This is a genomic window from Mycobacterium sp., from assembly GCF_965229105.1.
Taxonomy (GTDB): domain Bacteria; phylum Actinomycetota; class Actinomycetes; order Mycobacteriales; family Mycobacteriaceae; genus Mycobacterium.
The window spans coordinates 1,636,319-1,659,968 of the sequence record NZ_OZ245858.1 but is presented as its reverse complement, the minus strand read 5'-3'; the positions used below and the strand labels follow the sequence as shown (position 1 = coordinate 1,659,968).

The 23,650-nt window shown below is 65.3% G+C and carries 16 protein-coding genes; 3 read left to right on the top strand and 13 right to left on the bottom strand.

The features are described from left to right. The 3 genes from ADBZ9O_RS08025 to ADBZ9O_RS08015 form a co-directional block, all read right to left on the bottom strand. Complete coding sequence (locus ADBZ9O_RS08025) at positions 1-1,935, bottom strand: primary-amine oxidase (protein WP_526530048.1); 1,935 nt, start codon at positions 1,933-1,935, stop codon at positions 1-3. Next, complete coding sequence (locus tag ADBZ9O_RS08020; protein ID WP_526530046.1) at positions 1,932-3,392, bottom strand: amino acid permease; 1,461 nt, start codon at positions 3,390-3,392, stop codon at positions 1,932-1,934. The genes ADBZ9O_RS08025 and ADBZ9O_RS08020 overlap by 4 nt, the downstream gene beginning before the upstream one ends. Before the next feature lie 77 nt (positions 3,393-3,469). Next, positions 3,470-4,987, bottom strand: coding sequence for an aldehyde dehydrogenase family protein (locus ADBZ9O_RS08015; protein ID WP_526530044.1), 1,518 nt, complete (start codon positions 4,985-4,987; stop codon positions 3,470-3,472). Positions 4,988-5,211: 224 nt separating this feature from the next. Here ADBZ9O_RS08015 and ADBZ9O_RS08010 point away from each other — a divergent pair, with 224 nt between their 5' ends. Together ADBZ9O_RS08010 and ADBZ9O_RS08005 are read left to right on the top strand one after the other, a co-directional pair. After that, positions 5,212-6,669, top strand: coding sequence for an amino acid permease (locus tag ADBZ9O_RS08010; RefSeq protein WP_526530042.1), 1,458 nt, complete (start codon positions 5,212-5,214; stop codon positions 6,667-6,669). Then, the gene (locus ADBZ9O_RS08005; protein ID WP_526530040.1) at positions 6,666-7,418 is read left to right on the top strand and encodes an IclR family transcriptional regulator; all 753 of its coding nucleotides are present in this window, start codon (positions 6,666-6,668) and stop codon (positions 7,416-7,418) included. The genes ADBZ9O_RS08010 and ADBZ9O_RS08005 overlap by 4 nt, the downstream gene beginning before the upstream one ends. Here the strand turns inward: ADBZ9O_RS08005 and ADBZ9O_RS08000 are convergent. Further along, positions 7,407-9,035: an AMP-binding protein gene (locus ADBZ9O_RS08000; RefSeq protein ID WP_526530038.1), complete on the bottom strand. Its 1,629-nt coding sequence runs from the start codon at positions 9,033-9,035 to the stop codon at positions 7,407-7,409. The two genes, ADBZ9O_RS08005 and ADBZ9O_RS08000, sit on opposite strands and share 12 nt — an antisense overlap. 2 nt (positions 9,036-9,037) lie before the next feature. Then, positions 9,038-10,726: an AMP-binding protein gene (locus ADBZ9O_RS07995; protein WP_526530036.1), complete on the bottom strand. Its 1,689-nt coding sequence runs from the start codon at positions 10,724-10,726 to the stop codon at positions 9,038-9,040. 57 nt (positions 10,727-10,783) lie between these two features. On the opposite strand from ADBZ9O_RS07995, the gene ADBZ9O_RS07990 reads away from it, so the two are divergent. Further along, positions 10,784-11,644 (top strand): helix-turn-helix transcriptional regulator, encoded by an 861-nt coding sequence (locus tag ADBZ9O_RS07990; protein WP_526530034.1) that lies wholly within the window; start codon positions 10,784-10,786, stop codon positions 11,642-11,644. On the opposite strand, the gene ADBZ9O_RS07985 is transcribed toward ADBZ9O_RS07990, so the two are convergent. The 8 genes from ADBZ9O_RS07985 to ADBZ9O_RS07950 all read right to left on the bottom strand — a co-directional run bounded on the left by ADBZ9O_RS07985 (position 11,641) and on the right by ADBZ9O_RS07950 (position 23,591). Beyond that, positions 11,641-13,095, bottom strand: a complete 1,455-nt coding sequence (locus ADBZ9O_RS07985; protein ID WP_526530032.1) for a purine-cytosine permease family protein — start codon at positions 13,093-13,095, stop codon at positions 11,641-11,643. The genes ADBZ9O_RS07990 and ADBZ9O_RS07985 overlap by 4 nt on opposite strands. Further along, positions 13,088-14,413 (bottom strand): histidinol dehydrogenase, encoded by a 1,326-nt coding sequence (gene hisD / locus ADBZ9O_RS07980; RefSeq protein ID WP_526530030.1) that lies wholly within the window; start codon positions 14,411-14,413, stop codon positions 13,088-13,090. Before hisD ends, ADBZ9O_RS07985 begins: the two co-directional genes overlap by 8 nt. A gap of 70 nt (positions 14,414-14,483) precedes the next feature. Next, positions 14,484-15,443 carry a LysR family transcriptional regulator gene (locus ADBZ9O_RS07975; RefSeq protein ID WP_526530028.1) on the bottom strand — a complete coding sequence of 320 codons (960 nt, stop codon included), beginning with the start codon at positions 15,441-15,443 and terminating at the stop codon, positions 14,484-14,486. After that, on the bottom strand, positions 15,440-17,263 hold the full coding sequence (locus tag ADBZ9O_RS07970) for an ABC transporter ATP-binding protein (protein ID WP_526530026.1): 1,824 nt from the start codon (positions 17,261-17,263) through the stop codon (positions 15,440-15,442). The genes ADBZ9O_RS07975 and ADBZ9O_RS07970 overlap by 4 nt, the downstream gene beginning before the upstream one ends. Further along, positions 17,260-19,206 (bottom strand): ABC transporter ATP-binding protein, encoded by a 1,947-nt coding sequence (locus ADBZ9O_RS07965; RefSeq protein WP_526530024.1) that lies wholly within the window; start codon positions 19,204-19,206, stop codon positions 17,260-17,262. Before ADBZ9O_RS07965 ends, ADBZ9O_RS07970 begins: the two co-directional genes overlap by 4 nt. A gap of 67 nt (positions 19,207-19,273) precedes the next feature. Next, positions 19,274-21,160, bottom strand: a complete 1,887-nt coding sequence (locus ADBZ9O_RS07960; protein WP_526530022.1) for an ABC transporter ATP-binding protein — start codon at positions 21,158-21,160, stop codon at positions 19,274-19,276. Between the two features lie 59 nt (positions 21,161-21,219). Next, on the bottom strand, positions 21,220-22,110 hold the full coding sequence (locus ADBZ9O_RS07955; protein WP_526530020.1) for an EamA family transporter: 891 nt from the start codon (positions 22,108-22,110) through the stop codon (positions 21,220-21,222). Beyond that, positions 22,104-23,591 (bottom strand): amino acid adenylation domain-containing protein, encoded by a 1,488-nt coding sequence (locus tag ADBZ9O_RS07950; protein WP_526530018.1) that lies wholly within the window; start codon positions 23,589-23,591, stop codon positions 22,104-22,106. Before ADBZ9O_RS07950 ends, ADBZ9O_RS07955 begins: the two co-directional genes overlap by 7 nt. Between the last annotated feature and the right edge of the window lie 59 nt (positions 23,592-23,650).

The window sequence follows — 23,650 nt, the reverse complement described above, 5'->3', positions numbered from 1 at the left end:
TCAACTCTCGCAGCAGTGTGACTTTGGTGCCACCGGAACGTTCAACGCGGGGTTGCGATCGAAAAAGCCGACCGGCTTCAGCTTGAACCCGGCGTAGTCCACCGGCATCACCGGCCAGTCCTCCGGCCGCGGGAAGTGCGTCAACCCAAAGGTATGCCACACCACGATGTCGGCACCGTCGATATCGCGATCCTGCGCGACGAATGACGGCAACCCGCCATCGCCCGGATGCTGGTTCACGAACTGGCCGGCCGGATAGCGCTCCGCCGGGTCGTACTGGGTGACCCACAGATGCTTGGTGGCGAACGCGGCGCGCTTGGCGATCGAACTGGACGGATCGGCCAACAACACCGGCTGCCCCTCCGGATGCAACGCGTACCCGACGTTCTGTCCCAACCGATTCTGCTTCGTCGGGTTGGTGATGTGCCAGACCCTGGCCTTGAGATTGTCGGCGGTGCGCATCCCCTCCGATTCACGGGTCAACCGGGTCTTCTGCGGTCGGAAAGCATTGCCCCACGGGTTCTCTGGACCCATCGGCACGGCCACGGCATCGACCTCTTCGACGACGTTGACCTCACCGTCGACTGCCATATCCAGTCGCGCCGAGAACATGTGCTGATGGAACGGGGCACCGAGGCCGGGCGCCATCTCGGTGGAGTAACCGTCGGGTCCCCGGTACGCCGAGGCGAACACGATCCCGGTGGCCTTGGCTTCGAGTTCGATGGTGCCGTCGAGGTACAGGTACCAGTAGAAGCCGTAGTCGTAGTTACCGATGGTCAAGAAGAACGAGATGACCAGGCGCCGCGAGCGCCGGGTCTCGGCCATCCCGTTGAACATATCGGTGTGCTTCCACAACACGCCGTAATCCTCTTCGTGCAAACAGATTGCGTTCTTCATCACCTTCGGCTGGCCGTCCTCGTCGGCGATGGTGACGTCGAAATACGTGATCTCACCGAGGCAGTCGCAGCCCAGCTCCAACGAGTTGGTGTAGCGGCCGAACAAGTACTCACCCTGGTCGAAATAGTTCTGCCAGTAGCGCACCGGCGACGGGTCGGCGTAGGGCACCACCATCTCGGCGATCGACGCCCGGTAGACCACCGGTCGGCCGTCGACGGCCAGCTGATGCAGTGTCAGACCTTCACGGACATCGAAGCCGAAACGGAAAGACCAATCAGCCCAAGTGATCTGGTTACCGTCGACAGTGAAGCTGGCGCCTTCGGGCTGGGTGATCTCGATGGGCTTCAAGTCGGTGCGCACAGGTACCGCATGCGGTGCAGCGTCCCATTCGCCGCGCTCGGTGGGCAACGGCAGGGTGATCTCGTCGATGACCTTGACCACTGTGCGGGCTGTGAGGTCCACATACGCCACGACACCGTCGATCGGGTGCGCCCACGGCAGGTCGGCTTCGTCGTACTGGTAGAACGCCAGGACACGAACGATGCGCCTGCCGACTTCATCCTCGTGACCAAATACCCCGGCCGACAACGGAACTGCACGCACATCGGTGGGATTGATTTCGCGCTTACGCATCGCTTCGAGCCACTCGGGGCACTCCAGCAGGAATGCTTCGATATCTTCGAATTCCTGATCGAGGATGGGCACGTGGCCGTCCGCCTCGGAATCGATGGTGACCTGGCTGACGATGCGGTTGGCGGTGACCGATACCACCAAATCGGTCCCCTGCCCGGTTGCCCGGTCCAACAACAGGACCCGGGCACACCGGTCGATCGGATCACCGGGTCTGAAGTCCAGCACGGTCTTCTTGTGCGGCTCGTCGAGTGCGACGAAGACGAATCGGACGCTCTCGCCCAACAGTCCGTTCTCATCGATGATTCTGCGCGCCGACCGGATTTCGTCCGCGTTCAGTGGGGTGAGTGGATGATCCGGTGCGGGGGAACCGGTACGGTCAGCGGTTTCAATGGTGGCAGTACTCATCGGGCAATCTCCTTGTCAGAGTTGGAATCGTGGTGACCGGCGTGGGGGCGCAGGACCGCAACGGCGGCCCCGCCGAGGAAGGCGCCGACGAGAAGCACGCCGATGATGGCGGCGAGCGTGTCGGATCCGCCGACCAGCAGTGGCAGGTTGATGGCGGTCATCACCGTCAGCACCGCCAGCCCGATGAAGCCAAGGCTGGGCGCGATCAGGGTGTGCCACACCCTGGTGTCGAATTTGGTCCGGCGGAAGTACACGACGACCGCCGCCGACGTCAGTGTCATCAGGACGACGATGCCTACCGATGCCGCCCCGACGAACCAGGTGAACACCTGCAGGACCGGGTCCAAACCGGCCAGCACGCAGGCGATGACCACGACCAGCGCCGAGATGTTCTGCACTATCGAAGCGATGTGCGGGGACGCATGACGCACGTGAGAGCGACCGCACCACTCCGGCAGCGCCCTGGTGTTGCCGAGCGCGAAGATGTAGCGGGTCAACACATTGTGGAAGGACAGCAGTGCCGCGAAAAGGCTTGTGATGAGGAAGATCTGGACCAGATCTCCGGCGACGGAGCCGACGTAGCGGGTGGCCGTCTCAGTCAGCATCGTCGCCGGGCTGTCGGTCGCCATCGCGACTGAACCGTCGTCACCCCACGCACTGACCATGGCCCAGCTGCTCAGCGCGTAGAAGCCGCCGATCAGCAACAACGCGATATACGTGGCGCGGGGAATGGTGCGGGCGGGGTCGCGCGCTTCGTCGCGGAACACCGCGGTGGCCTCGAAGCCGATATACCCGGCCAACGCGAAGATCAGCGCGATACCTGGGGCACCGGAGAAGAACTCGCCGGGATGCAGCGCCGCACTGGACAAGCCTGCCTCACCGCCACCTTGGCCGATCACCGCAATGTTGATCACCATCACGATGCCGACCTCGCAGATCAGCAGAACACCGAGCACCTTGCCGGACAGTTCGATATGCCGGTAGCCCAGCGTGGCCACCACCGCCATCATCACCAGCGCATAGAGGTACCAGGGCACCGCGGGACCGCCGTGCGAGGTGACCAGGTCGCCGATGGTGGCGCCGATGTACCCGTACACGCCGACCTGTACGGCGGTGTAGGACAGCAGCGCCAGGAAGGCCGACCCGAGGCCGGCGTGCCGCCCGAAGCCGTGCGCGATGTAGGTATAGAAGGCGCCGGCACCGCGAATGTGGCGCGCCATCGTGGTGAAACCGACCGCGAACAGCAGCAGCACCGCGGTGCACACCACGTACGAGGCTGGGAACGCGGCGCCGTTGCCAGCAGCGATCCCGATCGGGAAGGTGCCTGCGACGACGGTGAGCGGAGCGGCCGCGGCGACGACCATGAAGACGATCGCGGTGGGGCCGAGCTTCCCCGCCAGTGTGTGGGTTCTCTGCCCGGCGGTCATCGCCCCGGGCAGTAGCGCATCAGTTGTCATGACATTTTCTTTCATCGAAGTCGGATAGTCGAATGAGAATGGACCTGGCATGAATTCCCATTTGAAGCCATGTGCGCCTACAAGGCGATATTGACGGCCTTTGTCTGGGTATATTCGGCGATCGCACCCTCGCCGAGTTCGCGGCCCCAGCCGGACTGTTTATAGCCGCCGAATGGGAGTGCGGTGTCGAATGCGTTATGGCAGTTGACCCACACGGTGCCCGCCTTGATCTGCGCGGCCATCTCGTGCGCTGTGGACACGTCGCGGGTCCAGACGCTGGCCGCCAGGCCGTACGGGGTGTCATTGGCTTGTTCTCGTAGGGAGGTTCGGTGCCCCGGTTCGCGGCTGAAGGGGACCGCCACCGCAACGGGACCGAAGATCTCCTCCTGGTAGACGCTGAAATCGCGCTCGACGTCCACCAACAACGTCGGCTCGACATAGAAGCCGGTGTCGCCGTGTCGTCCGCCGCCGGCCAGCGCGCGGGCGCCCTGCTCGATTCCGGCGTCCAGATAGCCGGTGACCTTGGTGAACTGCTCACGGGAGACCAGCGGGCCGATGTCGTTGGTCGGGTCGAGCCCCGGCCCGATCTTCTGGGCGCGGGCGAATTCGGCCACCCCCTGGGTGAACTCGTCGAAGATGCTGTCCTCGACCAGCAGTCGGGTTCCGGCGGTGCAGGTCTGGCCGTGGTTGAACAGGAACCCGCCGGCAGCACCCGGAATTGCCGCCTCAAGATCGGCGTCGGCGAAAATCACCTGCGGGCTCTTCCCGCCGAGTTCCAGCGATACCTTTTTGAGGTTTCCCGACGCCGCGTTGACGATCTTGCGGCCGACCTCGGTCGACCCGGTGAACGCGACCTTGTCCACATCCGGGTGGGCCGACAGCGCCGCGCCGACGTCGCCGAAACCGGTCAGCACGTTGACCACCCCGTCGGGCACACCGGCTTCGGCGATCACCTCGGCGAGCAGCAACGCGGTCAGCGGCGTCTGCTCGGCCGGTTTGAGGATGACGGTGTTACCGCAGGCCAGGGCGGGTGCCACCTTGAACGCCGCCATCACCAGCGGGAAGTTCCACGGCACGATCTGGGCGCAGACGCCGACCGGCTCGCGCAGCGTGAAGGCGTGGAAGCGGCCACCGGGGGCCCACGGCACCGACACCGGGATGGTCCTGCCCTCGATCTTGGTGGCCCAGCCGGCGTAGTAATAGAAAATCTCGGCCGCCCATGTGACATCCACCGCCTGTGCGACGGCCACCGATTTGCCGTTGTCGATGGTCTCCAACTGCGCGAACATCTCAGCGCGGGCGGTGATGCCCTCCCCGATCCGCCAGATCATCCGCTGCCGTTCGGCCGGCGTCATGCTGGGCCACGGTCCGTCGTCAAAGGCCCGACGTGCCGCCTGTACGGCCCGGTCGACATCCGCGGTGTCGCTGCGCGGAATCGTGGTGATGACCTGTTCGGTGGCCGGATCCACGGTGTCGAAACGACGGCCGGAGAGCGCGTCGACCCATTGCCCGTCGACATACATCTGCTTCGGTCGCGAGATGAAATCGATGACCCGCGGATCCAGATCTATCTTGGCACTGGTGAGAGTTGGCATAATTGGAGAAATTACGCCCGGATGTGGTGTGCGTCACCAGGTAATTCGAATGGGTATTTCCGCGCCCGCTTTTCTCATTTGACGACACCACGCGGTTCTCACTTCGAACCTGCAGTTATGGCCGCAACGGACACCATGCACACAGTCGATTCTCATTTGAGATTCTTCAAGATTTACACGCCGAAAGTACTCGATACGACCGTCGATGGGCTACCTTGCGACGAATGGGCGGCAGACGGGCCATGAGAAGCAGCTCGCCCGTATCGGGCCTGCAGCGGGGTCAGCTGTCTTTCTTCCAGGTGCTCGGACAGTCCGTATCGGCAGTCGCCCCCTCGGCGGTGATGGTCACCCTGCCCGCACTGGTGATCCCGGCCGCGGGCCGCTGGTCGCTGGCGGCCTTCATCGTCACCGCGCTGTTGATGTCAGCGGTCGGCTACTGCGTCAGCCAGTTCGCCACCAGGATGGTCGCCGTCAGCGGCCTCTACAGCTATACCGTCAAAGGCCTCGGTCCGCTGCCGGGGATCGCAGCCGGCTGGTCGGTGGTCATCGGTTACGCGGCCGCAGCGATGGCCAGCACCCTTGGCGCCGCAAGCTATCTCACCGCCCTACTGGGCCGGGTCGGCGTGCCGGACGGGCCGGTGACGATCGCGGTCCTGGCCGTCGCCGTCGGAGCGGTCGCGTGGGCGCTGATGGTTCGCGGCATCCGGCTCTCGGCCAAAATCTCGCTGACGGTCGAGGTGTTCGCCATCGTCGTCGCCGCGGTGGTGTTGGTGATCGCGTTCACCTCGTCGGTCACCGGCGGCCACGATCCACCGAAACCGGCAGTTGCCGAGACACATTCGGCTTTCGGTTTCGCCCTGCTACTGGCCATCGTGTCCTACGTCGGGTTCGAGAGCGCCGGAACGGTGGCACGCGAGGCCCGCAACCCGTTCGTCACCGTGCCCAGGGCGATCAGGTGGACCCCCGTCGCACTCGGCGTGCTGTACACCTTCGCCGCCGCAATGCAGTTGGGCGGAACCGTCCGTGCCGGACTCGGTTCCGTGCCCATCGTGTTGGCGCTACCCGCCTCGGCGGGCGCCGGGTCGACCGCGTTGTCGATCGTGATGGAACTCGGTATCACCGCGTCGTGGTTCGCCTGTGTGATCGGATCGACCACCGCGCTATCGCGGACGTTGTTCGCGATGGGCCGCGAAGGTGTGGTCTCGCGGCGGATGGGCCTGGCCCACCCGTCCTACCGCACCCCACATATCGCGCTCTGTGTGGCCATGCCGGTGATCGTGGGCGTACCGGTGGCCTACCTGTTCATCGCAGGCTCCAGCCGCGACGTACTGGTGGGCCTGCTCGCAATATCCGCGCACGGCTATATCGGCGCCTACCTGTTGGTCTGCCTCGCCACACCGGCGTTCCTGCACCGGATCGGCGAATTGACCCGCACCCCACTGTGTGTCGGTGTGATCACCGCCGTACTGATGATCACCGTCATCGTGTGGGCGGCGTTGACAGTGGACTCCCCGGTGTGGATCGCGACGGCCTGCTACGGCGGGCTCCTGGCTGCGGGCTTTGTGCTGTTCGCCGTGCGCAAGCGGGTGGTGCCCGGCCTGTCCGAGCGGGTGGGCGTTTTCGACGAGACCGTCGCCTCGGATGTCTTCGCCGACTACAACCCATGGGAGGTGCGGCGATGAGCCCCGCCGACGGCTCCCTGTCGGGGCGTCAGCCCAAGGCCGTCCAGAGCGCGCTGCGGGTGCTGGAGGAAGTGGCCCGCGCGGGCGTCGGGGTGACCGCCAAAGAAATCGCGGATCACCTCAACATGCCGTCGGCGACCACCTATCGCCTGCTCAATCTGCTGGTGGCGGACGGCTATATCGTCCGGCTGCCTGACCTTTCGGGCTTTTCCCTCGGCCGACGGATGGGATTGTTGATCGACGCCGCGGTGACGCCGACGGTGTGCACCGCCGCCCGCGACGTGCTCGCGGAACTGCGACTCTCGGTCAGGTTCGGGGTGCACCTGTTCTACTTCACCAACACCGCGATCCGGACCGCCGATGCCGATGCCGAGTTCCCGCCGCCCGCCGACGACGCCGTCCTGAACCGCAACCTGCACGCATGCGCGGTAGGAAAGCTGCTGCTGGCCGAGAAAAGAGATATCGACGCGTTACTGACAGCGCCACTCGCAGCGCTCACCGACCAGACGGTCACCTCGAAAGCCACCCTGGCCGATCACCTCGACGCGATCCGGGATCAGGGCGTCGCCGCCCAGACCGGTGAATTACGCGACGGCACAGCGTGTGTGGCGGTACCGGTCCGGGCCCCCGCCGGCGCGTTGGTCGCCGCGCTGGCGATGTCGGGCCGGGCCGATCAGCACGAGCTGCTGCAGCGGCAGGTACACACCCTGGTCGAGTGTGCGGCCAGGCTCAGTCCGCTACTGGCCTGAGCTGTCCAGCTCGAGAATGCGGACCGTCTCCGCGCGCATCTCAACCTTGCGGATCTTGCCCGTCACCGTCATCGGGAACTCCTCGACGATGAGCACGTAGCGGGGGATCTTGTAGTGCGCCAGCTTCCCGCCGGCGAAGGCGCGCACCGCCGCGGCGTCCAGCGCCGCCGCACCCGCGCGCAGCCGGATCCAGGCGCAGATCTCCTCGCCGTATTTGGAATCGGGAACCCCGATCACCTGGGCGTCGTCGACATCGGGATGGGTGTAGAGGAACTCTTCGATCTCCCGCGGGTAGACGTTCTCACCACCGCGGATCACCATATCCTTGATCCGGCCGACGATATTGCAGTAGCCGTCCTCGCGCATCACGGCCAGGTCGCCGGTATGCATCCAGCCCTCGGAATCGATTGCCTCTGAAGTTCTTTCATGATCGTTCCAGTAGCCGAGCATCACCGAGTAGCCGCGCGTGCAGAACTCCCCCGGCTGGCCGCGTTGCACCATCTCACCGGTGGCGGGGTCGATGATCTTGACCTCCACGTGCGGATGGGCGCGGCCGATCGACGAGGTGCGCCGCTCCTCGTCATCGTCGATGAGGGTCTGGCACGACACAGGTGACGTCTCCGTCATGCCGTAGGCGATCGCGACCTCGGTCATGTGCATATCGTTGACGCAGCGCTTCATCACCTCGACCGGGCAGACCGCACCCGCCATGATCCCGGTGCGCAACGACGACAGGTCCCGCTCGGCGAACCCGGGATGGCCCAGCATGGCGATGAACATCGTCGGCACGCCGTAGACCCCGGTGCACCGTTCGGCTTCGATGGCCGCCAGCGTCGCCCCGGGATCGAACCCGGGTGCCGGGATCACCATGGTCGCACCATGTGTGGTGCAGCCGAGGTTGCCCATCACCATGCCGAAGCAGTGATAGAACGGCACCGGAATGCACAACCGGTCGGTCGGACCCAGGTTGATCAGACCGGTGACGAAATAGCCGTTGTTGAGGATATTGCGATGCGACAGCGTCGCACCTTTAGGGAATCCGGTTGTCCCCGAGGTGTATTGGATGTTGATCGGGTCACTGTTGGTCAACGCGGACATCCGGTCCCGCAGCTGCGCAACACTGACCGCGTCGGCACCTGCGCGCAGTCGCTCCCAGTCGTCGGTACCGAAGAACACCACCTCCGACAACTCCAGCGCGTCGGGCTGCACTTCCGCCACCATGCTGCGGTAGTCGGAGGTCTTGAATGCGGTCGCCGCGAGCAGGGTGCGCACCCCGGACTGCTCCAGTACGTAGGCCAATTCATGGGTCCGGTAGGCGGGATTGATCGTGACCAGGATGGCGCCGACCTTGGCCGTCGCGTACTGGACGATGGTCCACTCCGGGCAGTTCGGCGCCCAGATGCCGACCCGGTCACCCCGCTGGATCCCAAGGGCCATCAAACCCCTTGCGATCAGGTCGATTTCGCCGTTCAACTCGGCATAGGTCCAGCGCCGAGCGGAGGCCACATCGACCAGTGCCTCGACATCGGGGTGCCGCGCCGCGGTCGCCTCGAAGTTCGCGCCGATGGTCTCCTCGAGGATCGGGATATCGGTCGGGCCTGCGTCGTAAGACTCCATGATCAATCCACCAGATCTTCGTAGCGGTGTTCGGTGTCGATCGGGGTGCCGTCGCGGTGCGCGTCCTCTTCGCGCCTGCGCAACTCGACGCGGCGGATCTTGCCCGAGATGGTCTTGGGCAGTTCGAAGAACTCGATGCGACGCACCTTCAGATACGGCGCCAGATGATCCCTGGCGTGTTCGAGGATCGACTTCGCCGTCTCGGCACCGGCCTCCCAGCCCTCGGCCAGGGCGATATAGGCCTTGGGCACAGCGAGTTTGGTGTGATGGGGTTGCGGTACCACCGCGGCCTCGACGACAGCCGGATGCTCGATCAGGACGCTCTCCAGCTCGAACGGCGACACTTTGTAATCCGACGATTTGAACACGTCGTCGGTGCGGCCGATGAAGGTGATGTAGCCGTCGCTGTCACGGCTGGCGACGTCGCCGGTGTGGTAGTAACCGCCGGCCATCACAGCCTCATTGCGCTGCGGGTCGCCGAGATAGCCGGTCATCAAATTCAGGGGGTGCGCGCTCAGATCCAGACAGATCTCACCCTCGTCGGCCAACGCACCGGACAACGGGTCGACCAGCACCACGGGCACCCCGGGCATCGGTCGGCCCATCGACCCGGCCTTCACGGGTTGGCCCGGCGTATTGCCGACCGACAGGGTGGTCTCGGTCTGCCCGAAACCGTCGCGGATGGTCAGACCCCAGGCCCGCTCGACCTGGGCGATGACATCGGGGTTCAGTGGTTCCCCGGCACCCAGAATTTCGCGCAGCGCCTCAGGCCGCGAACCGAGATCTGACTGGATCAGCATCCGCCACACCGTCGGCGGCGCACAGAACGTGGCCACCCCGGCCCGGCGGATCTGGTGCAGCAGCGCGGATGCGTCAAAGCGTGCGTAGTTGTAGACGAAGATCGTCGCCTCGGCGATCCACGGCGCAAAAAAGCAACTCCAGGCGTGTTTGGCCCACCCGGGCGAGCTGATCGCGAGGTGGATATCGCCCGGGCGCACCCCGATCCACGCCATCGTCGTCATATGCCCGACGGGATAGCTGATCTGGGTGTGTTCGACAAGCTTGGGCTTGCTGGTGGTGCCCGAGGTGAAGTAGACCAGCAGCGGATCGTCCACGGTCGTGGTCGCCGCCGGGACGCTGGGGGTCACCGCATAGACGTCGGAATAGCTGTGCCAACCGGCCACCGGTTGACCGACCACGATGCGGCCGTAGTCACCGGCAACGTCGTCGAACTTGGCGGTGTCGGCGGTGTTGGCGATCACGAACCGGGCCCCACCTCTGCCAATGCGGTCGGCGAGGTCGGCGGGGCCAAGTGCGCTGGTGGTCGGCATGATGACCGCCCCGAGCTTGGCGATGCCCAGCATCGCCTCCCACAGCTCGACCTGATTGCCCAGCATCAAGATGACCCGGTCGCCCTTGGTGACACCGAGCTGGTCGAGCCAGGTCGCCACCCGGTCGGAGCGCTCCGCCATCTCGGCGAATGACACCTTCTGCTCGGAACCGTCCTGCTCGACGATCCACAACGCGGTGCGGTCGTTATCTAGGGCGATGACGTCGAACCAGTCGGTCGCCCAGTTGAACGCGCCGGTCAGCTGCGGCCAGGAGAACTCCTCGATCGCCTTGTCATAATCGCTGATCAGGGCGACCAGCTGATCACGGGCGCTGCGGTACAGATCGGTGTTGGTACCCATGACAGATAGGATCTACGTCACACTCGCCTGTCCGCTACCCCCGAAAGAGGGGAACCTGTGCAATCGCTGTTAAGACCCCGCGACTCCGACGCAGTCCGCGCCGAGCTGCGCCGGGTGGCCGCCGAGGCCGGGGTTCCGGTGCTGTTCGGCGGCGAAGTGCACGGCGACACCTTGCTGCTCAGCGAATTCCTTGGCACCCGGACGTCCACGCTGCGCGGTCTGGCGGTCCGGTCCAGCTCAGGTCTTGGTGGCGCCAGCATGGTCGCTGGCCGGCCGATGTCGGTGACGGACTACCGCAGCGCGTCGAGCATCACCCACGATTACGACGCCCCAGTGCTGTCGGAGGGCATCCGGTCGATCCTCGCGGTCCCTGTCGTGGTGGACGGCGCCGCCAGGGCAATGCTCTACGGCGCCTACCGGGTGGGCGCCCCGATCGGCGACCGGACCGCCAACCTGATGGTGGCCTCCGCGCGCCGGTTGAGCATGGAATTCACCGTGCGCGACGAGGTCGACCGCCGACTTCGGCTGCGCGAGTCGCAGCTCGCCGGTTCCGGCGATGCCGCTTCAACAAACACGGTGGCGGCGCCGGAGGATATCCGGGCGGTCCATGCCGAACTGCGCAGACTGGCCGCCGACAGTTCGGTCGCGTCCGGTACCGGCGCCCAGCTGCGACGCCTGGCCGATCGGCTGATCGGTGCGCTCGACACCGGTCCCGCCGAGAACGCACCGTTGACCTCGCGCGAACTCGACGTGCTGACCCAGGTGGCCATGGGCTGCACGAATAGTGAAGCTGCTCAACGCCTTTCCCTCAAATCGGAGACGGTGAAGAGCTATCTGCGCAGCGCCGCGGCCAAACTGGGCACCAGCACCCGATACGAATCGGTCTCGCGGGCCCGTCGGTCCGGGTTGATTCCCTAGGTTTCGACCGGCGCGACCCGGCCCGCAAAGCTGACAGCTTCGATCCCGTGATCGCGCGAATCTGCCTCGGCCCTGGCGATTTCGGCATCGAGGTCGAGAGAACGCGCCATCACGACGTACGCCAGCGCCGAGGCGAGCAGTCCGATGAACAACGCGATGTCCACACCGCCCATCGCCGCTGCGATCGGACCGGTGAACCAGACCGTCACGACGAACGGGATCATCGCGACGATGCCGATGAGGTAGGCGGCCAGTCCCCGCCAACCCCAGGTGCCGTAGACGCCACCCTTGGGCACGAAGATCTCCCTGACCGCATAGTGCCCACGCCGGACAAAGTAGTAGTCGACGAGGTTGACCGAAGTCCACGGCACCAGCAGGTAGAGCAGCACCACCAGGAAACTGCCGAAGTTGGTGAGGAACTCACCGCTCGACAGGATCGCGCCGAGCAGACCGGACGCGGCGATCACGCTGCAGGCGATCACCCGCAACCGGCGCGTGGGGCGCACAGCCCGGAACGAATCGAGCATGGTGATCAACTCAAGCGATGCGGCGTAGATGTTGACGGTGATCACCGTGATCAGACCCGGTAATGCGGCCACCAGCAGCCACTTGCCCGAACCGGGTAGGAACCCGTTCGCGGCCTGATTGACGGCGTCGAGCGGTGACGTGTCCGCGAACAGCGCGGCGACCAGGGCACCCAGCGCCATCAGCCACGCTGCACCGACGAAAACGCCGGCGTAGGTGAACCACAACGCCTTTCGCGGACTGGTCTGCGGGGGCAGGTAACGGGAGTAGTCCGATACGTATGGCGCCCAGCCCAGTGCATAGGCTGCCGCAGCACCGAATTGCACCAGGAACGCCGACCAGGTGAACCCACCGAATCCCAGCTGGCCATCGGGGATCTCCGACCAGATCAGGGCGGCGACAGTGAACACGCCGAACGTCGCCAGGAAGACCCACGTCAGCCAGGTCTGGAACCGGTGGATCCAGTGATAGCCGAAGATGGCCAGTGCCAAGGCAAGTGCGGTGATCACCACGAACCAGAGGTCGCGATAGTCAGCGCCAGTGGTCAAGGTCATCACGTCCGCGGCCAGGATCTGGTTGAAGACGTTGAAGCCGACGATGCTGAACACGACCACCGCGCAGATCACCACCACGCCGCGGTAGCCGAACTGGGCGCGCGACTGGATCATCTGTGGCAGGCCGAGTTGGGGGCCCTGCGCGGAGTGGAATGCGGTGAAGACCGTGCCGACAGCGACGCCTGTGACGATCGCGAGCAGCGAGGTCAACAGCGATGCGCCCAGCGCCGCGCCGACCATGCCGGTGGCCAGGGTGGTCAGATTTGCGTTCGACATGAACCACAGCGGGAACAGGGTCGACGGTTTTCCTCGACGTTCGTCAAGCGGGATCCAGTCGATGGACTTCGACTCGATCGCGGGCGTATCAGACATCAATTCCTCGCTTGGCTGCCTCGATGCGGATGGTGGCGGTGGCCCCATGCGCGGCCAACCCTTCGAACTCGGAAATCCGCTCCACCGCGGGCGCCAGGGCGTCAGTCCCCTCGCGTTCGGCGCGCTGATAGGTCAACGGTTTGAGGAACCGCCCCACCGACAGTCCGGAATTGTAGCGAGCCGTCTTACCAGTCGGCAGAACGTGATTGGGGCCGGCGATACCTTTGTCGGAGTAGGCGACGGTGCTCCACCTGCCCAGAAACAGTGAACCGTAATTGCGCAGTTCCTTGCGGAAGTAATCGTCGTCGGCCGTCTGCACCTCGAGGTGCTCCGGGCCGAGCACGTCGGCGATCGCGGCGGCCTGGGCGGCGTCGGTGGCGACGATGACGGAACCGAAATCACGCCATGCCGGGCCGGCGATCTCTCGCGTGGCCAACGTCTGCAGTTGGCGATCGATGGCCTCGATGACGTTGCGTCCCAGGGTTCCCGATGTGGTGATCAGGGCAGCAGGTGAGTTCGGTCCATGCTCGGCCTGGCCGAGCAGGTCGGCGGCGACCCACTCCGGGTCGGCGGTCTCATCGGCCAGCACGGCCACCTCGGACGGTCCGGCGAGCAGGTCGATACCGACCCGGCCGAACAGTTGACGCTTGGCTTCGGTGACGAAAGCGTTGCCCGCGCCGACGATCATATCGACGGGCGCCTCGTCGAGCAGCCCGAATGCCATGGCGCCCAAGGCCTGTACGCCACCGATCGCGAATACCCGGTCGGCACCAGACAGGTACGCACCGTAGAGCACGGCCGCGTGCGCACCGTGTTCACCCGACGGCGGCGTGCACGCGATGACCGTTGGCACCCCGGCCGCCTTGGCCACCCCGACGGTCATGAATGCGCTGGCCAAAAGTGGGAACCGACCCGCGGGCAGGTACGCACCGACGCGGGACACCGGGATGTACTGCACACCGCCTGCCACTCCTGGGGCGAGTTCGATCTCGAAGTCGGTCAGTCGCTCACGCTGGGCGACGGCGAATCGGTTGGTCCGCTCGTAGCCGAGCTCAAGGGCGACACGTACGTCTGCAGGCAATGCGTCGCCGCTGCGGCGCAACTCGGCGGCGGACACTTCCAACTCGCCGTCCCACCCGTCGAGCTCACGCGCGTAGGCGCGGACCGCGTCGAGGCCGTCGCGCTCGATGGTCTGCAGCATCTCAGAGACGCGTTCGACGACCTTGGGGTCGCGTTGTGCGGGTGGGCCATCAACGGCGGGACGCTTCAACCAGGTGAAGGCGCCGAGGGCGCGGGCTTCTTGTGCGGTGATCTGCATGAGCGCGACGCTAGGCGGATTTTGGCCACAGGACTAGAGGGGCGAATCCTCAAACAACCACAGGACAAACTTATACCTGCTGGCGGGCGACCCGCGGCAGCGGCGCAGGCTCACCCGGCGGGCCAGGTTCGACCACCCCGAGCTCCCGGATGGTGTCTTCGGCGAGCCGGGCGAACTCGCGAGTGGCATTCGACAGCGGTCGCGTCCGGTGTTGTGCCAGCGCGATCACGTCGAACAACGGCTCACTGAACGGCACAGTGTGCAGACCAGGCGGAAAGGCTTCACTGTCGATCACCGCGCCGCTGGCGATGGTGTCACCGATATTGCCTGCGACAAGTTTGAGTGCCGATTCGACATGCTCGATTTCGATCATCGGCTCCAGCCGCACGCCCTCGAGCTGGGCCCGTTCTGCCAGCTGGCGACGGGTCGGGTCCTTCCAGCCGTAATGCGCGTCGTACAGCACCAGATCGGCCTTGGCGAACTGCGCGATGGTGACCGGCTTGGCGGTTCGGGCCGGGTCGGCGCTGACGTAGAAGACCTCGTCTCGCAGCAGCGGCCGGACGCTGAGGTCCTCGTCGTCGATGGGCAGGATCAGAATGCCCGCCTCGATCTCGCCTGCCTGGATCGCCGCGGCAGTTTCGGCGGAGTTCTGGCCCACCAGGCGCAACCGCACGGCGGGATATCTCAGGTGGAAGGTCTGAACCAGACTCGACAGCAGGTAGTAATCGGCATTGCGGGGCATGCCGAAGGTGGCGGTGCCGCCGCCGAGGGATCCGAGCGAGCGCACCGCGTGCGTACCGCTATCGGTGGCGTGGATGACCTGCTCGGCATAGGGCAACAGTTCTTGACCGGCCGAGGTCAGTGCCAGTCGACGACTGCCCCTGACGAATAGCTGCGTATCCAATTCGTCCTCGAGACGGCGGATCAACTCCGAGATTGATGCCTGCGCAACGCCGAGCACGTCCGCGGCGGCGGTGAACGACCCGAGCCGGTGCGCCTCGATGAAGGCGCGGAGTTGGTTCAGCGTCATGCCAGAGATTGAACCCAAGCGCTGTGCAACGCCGCATACCGACCGTCGGTTCGCGCAATCAGCTCGGCCGGCGGCCCGTCCTCGATGATGCGGCCGTGCTCAAGCACCAGCACCCGATCAGCCACCTCGACGGTGGACAACCGGTGCGCGATCACCAGGGCGGTCCGGTCGGCCAGCACCCGGGCCAGGGCGCGCTGCACCATACGTTCGCTCGGAATGTCCAGCGACGAGGTGGCCTCGTCGAGGATCAGCACGGCAGGATCGGCCAGGAAAGCGCGCGCGAACGCGATGAGCTGGCGCTGCCCTGCCGAGAGCCGGCCACCCCGTTTGGCGATATCGGTGCTGTACCCGTCGGGCAGCAGCTCGATGAAGCGGTCCGCGCCGACCGCTTCGGCCGCGGCGCGAACCTCAGCGTCGCCCGCGTCGGGGCGGCCGAACCGGATGTTCTCGGCGACCGTCCCTTCGAACATGAAGTTCTCCTGGGTCACCATCACCACATGCCGACGGAGGTCCTTCTGCGCCAGGTCCCTCAGGTCGACACCGTCGAGGGTGACCGATCCCGCCGTCGGGTCGTAGAAGCGGGCGATGAGTTTGGCGATGGTGGTCTTACCGGCCCCGGTCGTGCCCACCAGCGCGACGGTCTGTCCCGCAGGCACCGTCAGCGAAAGGTCTGGCAGGACCGGCCGGTTCGGCACGTAGGCGAAGGTCACCTCGTTGAACGCGATGTCGCCCTTCACTTCTGACAGCTCGACCGGTTGCGCGGGGTCTCGGATACCGGGTACCTCGGCCAGCACCCCGGCGATCTTCTCCAGCGCGGCGGCAGCGGACTGGAAGGTGTTGAAGAACTGGGAGATCTCCTGCATGGGTTCGAAGAAGATGCGCAGGTACAGCAGGAACGCCGTCAGCGTGCCGAGCGTCATCTCGCCGTGCAGCACCCGGTAGCCGCCATAGAGCAGGACTCCGCCGGTGGTGACGTTGCCGACCAGCCGGACTCCCGGCATGAACACCGCCAGCAGTTTGAAGGCGCGCTCGTTGATGTTCTTGTACTGGTCGGCGACGTCGGTGAAGATTTCCTGGTTGCGCGGCTCGCGGCGGTAGGCCTGCACGGCCTTGATGCCGGTCATTGTCTCGACGAACTGGACGATGACCAGAGCCGCGCTCTCGCGCACCTTCAGATACGTCTTCGACGACTGGGTGCGGAACCACCACACCAGAAGCACCAGTAGTGGGAAGGCGCACAGACACATCAGGCCGAGCTTCACATCGAGCACGACCAGCAGCACCGACGTGCCGGCCAGCGTCAGGATGGCGGTGATCAGACCGTCGAACCCGGTCTCCAACATCTCCTGGATGGCCTCGACGTCGTTGGTCGACCGGGCCACCACCCGACCAGAGGTGTAGCGATCATGAAAAGCCACGTCCAGACGCTGGAAATGCCGAAAGATCCTGCGGCGCAACTCAAGGAGGACCTCTTGACCGATCTTCCCCGAGCGGCGCAGAAAGAACATCCGGCTGACGGCCTGCACCAGCACCACCGCACACAGCGACCCGACGATCATCAGAAGCTCACGAATGGAACCACCGTCGACGATCGGCGGAATCCCGTGGTCGATACCGCGCTGAACCAGCAGTGGCACCGATAAACGTGCGGCGTTCTCCACGACCACGACGATCGCCAACAGCGCAACGGCAGCGGCGTACGGGCGCAACAGATTGCCCAACAAGGTCCGCGCCTCACGGCTGCGTGAGATTGATTCGTCGATGGGCAGATCGTCGTCGTCCCCCGCGACGGCCCGGCCGCGCCAGTCTGTGGTGGTCATCGCCTCTCCGCCTCCGATCTGACGAAGTCGCGGTCGTCGTCGCGGTCGCGCTCCTGGTAGAGGTGATCGAGCCTGGTGCGGTCCTCGTCCTGCTCCCAGTCGCAGTCACGCTCGGTTCCGTCGTCGAGTTCGTCATCGGCGGCCAGCAGGTAGCGGTATTCCGGTGCATCGGTGAGCAATTCGGCGTGTGTGCCGACACGGGTGATCGTGCCACCTTCCAGCAGTGCCACCCGGTCGGCGAGCAGCACCGTCGACGCGCGGTTGGCCACCACGATTCCCGTCACCGAGGCCAGCACGCGGCGCAGCGCCTCGGTGACCGTGGCCTCGGTATGCACGTCGAGCGCCGAGAGGGTGTCGTCGAGGACCAGGATCGACGGCGCGGCAAGAAGCGCCCTGGCCAACGAAAGGCGTTGGCGCTGACCGCCGGAGAGGCTCATGCCCTGCTCACCGATCCGGGTGTCCAGGCCGAAGGGCAGGTCGTAGACGAAACCGGCCGCCGCGACGTCGATGGCCTGTGCCAGTTCGTCGTCGGTTGCCGGGTCTGCCGGAGATCGGCCCAGCGCCAGATTCTCGGCCACCGACATGGAGAACAGCGTCGGATCTTCGAAGGCGCTGGCCACCGCGTGTCGCAGCGCGGGCAGTGACAGCTCGCGGATATCGCGCCCGTCGATCAGGATCGCACCCTCGGTGACGTCGTAGAGCCGCGAAAGCAACGACACCAGAACCGATTTGCCCGACCCCGTCGACCCGACCAGGGCCAGCGTCTGGCCCGATTCGACAGTGAGGTCGACATGACGCAAGGCCCACTCGTCACTGTCGGGAAAACGGAATCCGACATCGACAAGTTCCAGCCGTCCGCCACGCGGAACCTGTTGCACGGGGCCGTCGGTGATCTCACGGGGCGCGTCGAAAATCTCGGCCACCCGGTTGGCCGCTGTCATGGCCTCCTGCGTCATCGATAACAGGTAGCCCAGCGACGCGATGGGCCAGACCAGCGACAGCATCATGGTGATGAACGCGACCAGTGTGCCCATGGTGACCAGTCCGGTGCCTGCCGCGTAAGCGCCGAGACCGAGCACGACGATGAGGCTGACACTGGGGATGACTTCGAGCAGCGTCCAGAACTTGGCCGCCACCCCGACCTTGCGCACCTCGGTGTCGAACAGGTCGGTGGCGCGCTGATCGAACCGCTCATAGGCATACTCTTCGCGGCCGAACGCTTTGACCACCCGAAGGCCGAGCGCCTGCTCTTCCACATGGGTGGCGACGTTGCCGGCCTGATCCTGCGCTGCCCGCGACAGCGTGGTGAACTGACGCTGGAAGTGCAACACGGTTGCGGTGATCGGGACGATCGACACCACCACGACGACACCCAGCGGCCAGTACATCGCCAGCAGGATGCCGGTGACGACGACGATCTGAATCACGTTGAGCAACAGGAACAACAGCCCGAAGGACAGGAAGGACCGAATGGTGCTCAGGTCGTTCATCACCCGGGAGAGCAGTTGGCCGGACTGCCATTTGCCGTGGAAGGACATCGGCAGGATCTGCAGCCGGGCGTAGAGGTCCTTGCGGATATCGGCCTCGACACCCATGGTGGCCCGAGCGACCAGCCAACGCCTGACAAACCAGAGCACAGCTTCTGAGACCAGAAGTGCCATCGCCGCCAGCCCCAGCGACCACAGCTGCTGCTGATTCTGGTGACGCACCGGTCCGTCGATGACCGCCTTGGTCATCAGGGGAATGGCCACCGTGGCGGCCAGGCTGACCAGCGCCGCGATGAGCATCGCGATCCACCGCACCCGATAGGGCATCAGATAGGGCAGCAGACGAAGGATGTCCGAGGACGATCGGATGGTGCTTGGCGGCGGGGCAATGGCCGGTTCGGAGCGCAGCGCCAGTTCGGGCGCACGCCGGATCTCCGGATCTTCTCGCGTGCGCATCGCTCCACCCATCATGTTCTTGTCTATCCCACACCTATGACACTGCCGCCAACAACCGAATTTCGGGTCAGGCAACCGCCTTCTGCGCGCCGAACTGCGTCTCGTACAACTCCGTATAGCGCCCGCCCCTGGCGAGGAGCTGTTTGTGGGTACCCCGTTCGGCTATCCGGCCATCCTCGACGACCAAAATGAGATCCGCCGCCCGCACTGTCGACAGGCGGTGGGCGATGACCAGCGATGTTCGGCCCACCAGCGCCTCTGAAAGCGCCTGCTGTACGGCCGCTTCCGACGTCGAATCCAACGCCGCAGTGGCCTCGTCAAGGATAACCACCCGAGACCGGCCCAATAACAACCTGGCGATGGTCAACCGCTGCCGCTGCCCACCAGAAAGCCGGTAGCCGCGCTCCCCCACCACGGTGTCGAGTCCGTCGGGCATCGCGGCGACGACGTCGTCGAGGCGGGCCCGGCGCAAGGCCTGCCAGAGATCGTCGTCGGTCGCCTCGGGAGAGGCCAGAAGCAGATTGGCGCGGATCGACTCGTGGAACAGATGGCCATCCTGGGTGACCAGCCCGACAGTCTCGCGCAAGGAGTCGACGGTCAGGTCCCGCACGTCCACACCGCCGAGGCGCACGCTGCCGGCGTCGACGTCGTAAAGCCGGGCCACCAGGGAGGCGATGGTGGACTTGCCCGCACCCGATGACCCCACCAGCGCAACCATCTGCCCAGGTTGGGCGGTGAACGAAATACCGTGCAGCACTTCGTCTCCGCCACGGTCATCCAGGACAGCGACATCCTCAAGCGACGCCAGTGACACCTTGTCGGCGGCCGGGTAGCCAAACCGCACCTGGTCGAATTCGACCGCGACCTGGGTGCCGTGGCCGGGCACCGGCACCGCGTCGGGCTTCTCCCGGATCAGCGGGACCAGGTCGAGCACCTCGAAGACACGCTCGAAGCTGACCAGTGCCGTCGCGATCTCCACATGCGCGTTGGCCAGGGCGGTCAGCGGCGCATACAGCCGGGTCAACAGCAGCGCCAACGAGACGATGGCACCCGCCTGCAGCTCGCCGCCGATGGCCAGCACACCGCCAAGGCCGTACACCAGGGCCAGGGCCAACGCCGACATCAACGTCAGCGAGTTCAGGAACGTCGATTGCAGCATCGACGATTTCACGCCGATGGCACGGACCCGGTCGGCCCTGGCCGCGAAATCGCGGGACTCCCGGTCGGGGTTGCCGAACAGCTTGACCAAGGTGGCCCCCGGCGCCGAGAAACGTTCGGTCATCTGCGCGTTCATCGTCGCGTTGTAGATGGCGCTCTCACGGCTCAACCCGGCCATCGTGCGACCGATCCGACGTGCGGGCAGCAAAAACAGCGGGGTCAACACCAGCGACAACACCGTGATCTGCCAGGAGATGCTGAGCATCACCACCAGCGTCAACGTCAGGGTGACCAGGTTGGAGACCACACCGGACAGGGTGTCGCTGAACGCGCGCTGAGCGCCCATCACGTCGTTGCCCAGCCGACTGACCAGCGCACCGGTCTTGGTCCGGGTGAAGAACGCGACCGGCATGCGCTGCACATGGTCGAACACCGCGGTCCGCAGGTCCAGGATCAACCCCTCGCCGATCGTCGCGGACAACCAGCGGGTGACCAGCGCCGTCGCCGTCTCTGCCAAGGCGACCGCGGCGATGACAAGGGCGATCAGCACCACGGTGCCCGACGCACCGCCGTGCACGATCTGATCGACCACCCGGCCGGCCAGGACCGGTGTCGCGACCGCTAATAAGGCACTGACCACGCTGAATGCGACGAACACCGCCAGCTTGCGGTGATGACGGGCAGCGAAGGTCCAGATCCGGCTGAGCAGCGCGCGGTTGGCCAACGAGCGCACATCACCGCCGCTTGCGCGGATCTGCCGGTACAGGCTGTGCCTGGCTACGGTCTCTAGACTCATTCCTCCCACGGTAAAACCTCAACAAAGAATGAGGTCAATCTGATCCCGCGGGTCGCCGATCAAAGAGAGTGCAGTACCAGCACCCCGGCCACGGTCAGCACCGCACCGCTGAGGGCCACGGTGTCGGCACGCTCATCGAAATGCCGCAGGGCCAGCAACATCGTGATCACTGGATACGCCGACGAGGTGGCCACCACCATGGTGCCTGCCGCTTGATCCAGACCGAACCCGATATTGATCGCCAGTACGGCCAGCATCTGCAAAACCCCAGCGGCGACGACCGCCGGGGTCCGCAGACACCGACCCACCAGCGTGGAGGTCAACGCTTCGGACTTCCGGCGAATGACGAGCATCACCGCGAGGACCGGCACCATCGCGACCAACTGGATCAGGGTGACGACCTTCCAGTCCGATGCCGCGACTGCCTCGCCCAAGAGCGGATAGGCGACACCCCACAGCACAGTGGTGAGTAGCGCCAATCGCGGACCGGCAGTGACCCGGCGTTCCGTGCGCTCGACACCGAACAACCCCGACGCCGCCATGATCCCGAGCACGATCACCACGACCGCGACACATTCGGCGGCGGTCAGCGCGGCATGGAAGAACAACACCCCGACCGCGGTGGTGACCAGCGGATAGGCGGCGCTGAGCGGACTTGCCAGGCTTACCGGCCCCCGTTCGAAAGCCAGATAGAGCGTGCACATTCCGGCGCCAACGAGCAATGCCCCACCGAGGGCATACGCCCACGTCCTGGTCGATATGGCCGCGACGCCCCCGTTGTCCAACACAAACCAGTCGAACACGAACCACACGCAGTACCCCAGCGTGCCCACCACCTGCACACAGAACGCCGCAGTGATCGGTCCCCCGGTCTTGGATGCGCGGGCGCCGAAGAAGTCGGCGACCCCAAGACACACCGCGGCCCCGGCGCCGATCAGGAAGATCAACACCGCGCGGTCTGGTTTTCCAGCGTTTTACGGTCGAGCTTTCCGTTGGCGTTCAATGGGATCACATCGAGCACGACGATCCGGTCGGGCACCATCAGCGGGTGCAGGCGGGCGCGCAGGAACGTCGAGAGTGCACCGATGTCGATCTGCAGTTCGGCCTTGGCCTCGACATAGCCGACCAGCACTCCGGCATCACCGACGACCGTCGACGGCGCGAAAACCACGATCGCCTCGTTGACCGACGGGTACTCGTGCATCACCGCCTCGATCTCGGCGGGTTCGATGCGCAGCCCGTTGATCTTGATCTGCGAATCCCGCCTGCCGAGCCAGACGGCGGCACCATCGGCGCGCTGCCGCACGAGATCACCCGTGCGATAACACCGGGCACCGTCGGCGGCGCCGAACGGGTCGCGAATGAAGCGCTCGGCAGTTTTTCCCGGCAGCCCGCGGTAGCCGCGGGCCAGCCCCGCCCCACCGATATACAGCTCACCGTCGACGACGTAGGCGGTCACGTTGGCCAGTGGTGTCCCGATCGGTACCAGCAGCTCATCGCGCAAATCATCCTGTGCCGCAGTCAAATACAGCAGCGAGGTGACGGTTGCCTCGGTCACCCCGTATGCGGCCACCCACCACACCGCCTCCGCTCCCCGCAGCGATTGCCACTCCTGCAATTTGCTGGTGTAGATCTTGTCGCTACCCACGATGACCAGGCGCAGCGCCGGCGGCACAGCACTGTCGGTATCGCGCAGATGCGTCGTCCACTGGTGCCAGAGCGGCGCTGGAATGTTGAGGATCGTGTATCCGCTTGTCAGGACGTCGTCAGTGAACTCCTGCATCGTCGGCGACCGGTGAGGCGCGTCCAACAGGGTGCAACCCGAGATCAATGGCGGCAGCATCTCTTCGGTCGCCATATCGAAAGCGACCGGCGCCATCAACGGCAGTCGGTCACCGGGTCGCAGATCGAACTGCGCGCGGAACGCCTCCGCGTGATTGGCCACCGCAGCGTGGGTGACAAGGACGCCCTTGGGACGACCGGTCGAACCCGAGGTGTATGCGATGTAGGCGAGATTCTCGGGCGCCACTGTGGCGACGACGGGGGCACCCCCGGCAGTGTCGTCGTCCATCGGCAGCACGCTGCGAGCGCCGATGACCGTACCGGGAGGCTGGCTGTCCCCCAGAATGCACACCGGGTCGGCGTCATCAACCAGATAGCGCAGTCGCTCCTCGGGCAGGTGCGGATCGAGTAGCAGGTAGGCGCCGCCCGCTTTGAGCACCGACAGCACCTGCACCACAGTCGCTACCGAGGTGTGCGACCAGCAGCCCACCACCGATTCCGGTCCAATACCTGCCCCCTGCAACTGGGCCGCCAGCGTGTTCGTCAGCTCGTCGAGTTCACGGTAGGTATATGCGGTGACGTCATCGACGACAGCGACCGTATTCGGTGTCCGTCGCGCCGCTTCGGTGAACAAATCGTGAATCAGCACGTAATGGCCTTCTCAGCAGAAGCAGCGCTTTATCGGATGAGCTGAAGAATAACCAATAA

Coding starts and splice junctions, on each gene's coding strand:
- ADBZ9O_RS08000 (WP_526530038.1), bottom strand. CDS start 9,035: ATGGAGTCTTACGACGCAGGCCCGACCGATATCCCGATCCTCGAGGAG.
- ADBZ9O_RS08005 (WP_526530040.1), top strand. CDS start 6,666: ATGAGCCCCGCCGACGGCTCCCTGTCGGGGCGTCAGCCCAAGGCCGTC.
- ADBZ9O_RS07960 (WP_526530022.1), bottom strand. CDS start 21,160: ATGAGTCTAGAGACCGTAGCCAGGCACAGCCTGTACCGGCAGATCCGC.
- ADBZ9O_RS08020 (WP_526530046.1), bottom strand. CDS start 3,392: ATGACAACTGATGCGCTACTGCCCGGGGCGATGACCGCCGGGCAGAGA.
- ADBZ9O_RS07995 (WP_526530036.1), bottom strand. CDS start 10,726: ATGGGTACCAACACCGATCTGTACCGCAGCGCCCGTGATCAGCTGGTC.
- ADBZ9O_RS08025 (WP_526530048.1), bottom strand. CDS start 1,935: ATGAGTACTGCCACCATTGAAACCGCTGACCGTACCGGTTCCCCCGCA.
- ADBZ9O_RS07975 (WP_526530028.1), bottom strand. CDS start 15,443: ATGACGCTGAACCAACTCCGCGCCTTCATCGAGGCGCACCGGCTCGGG.
- ADBZ9O_RS07985 (WP_526530032.1), bottom strand. CDS start 13,095: ATGTCTGATACGCCCGCGATCGAGTCGAAGTCCATCGACTGGATCCCG.
- hisD (WP_526530030.1), bottom strand. CDS start 14,413: ATGCAGATCACCGCACAAGAAGCCCGCGCCCTCGGCGCCTTCACCTGG.
- ADBZ9O_RS08015 (WP_526530044.1), bottom strand. CDS start 4,987: ATGCCAACTCTCACCAGTGCCAAGATAGATCTGGATCCGCGGGTCATC.
- ADBZ9O_RS08010 (WP_526530042.1), top strand. CDS start 5,212: ATGGGCGGCAGACGGGCCATGAGAAGCAGCTCGCCCGTATCGGGCCTG.
- ADBZ9O_RS07965 (WP_526530024.1), bottom strand. CDS start 19,206: ATGCGCACGCGAGAAGATCCGGAGATCCGGCGTGCGCCCGAACTGGCG.
- ADBZ9O_RS07970 (WP_526530026.1), bottom strand. CDS start 17,263: ATGACCACCACAGACTGGCGCGGCCGGGCCGTCGCGGGGGACGACGAC.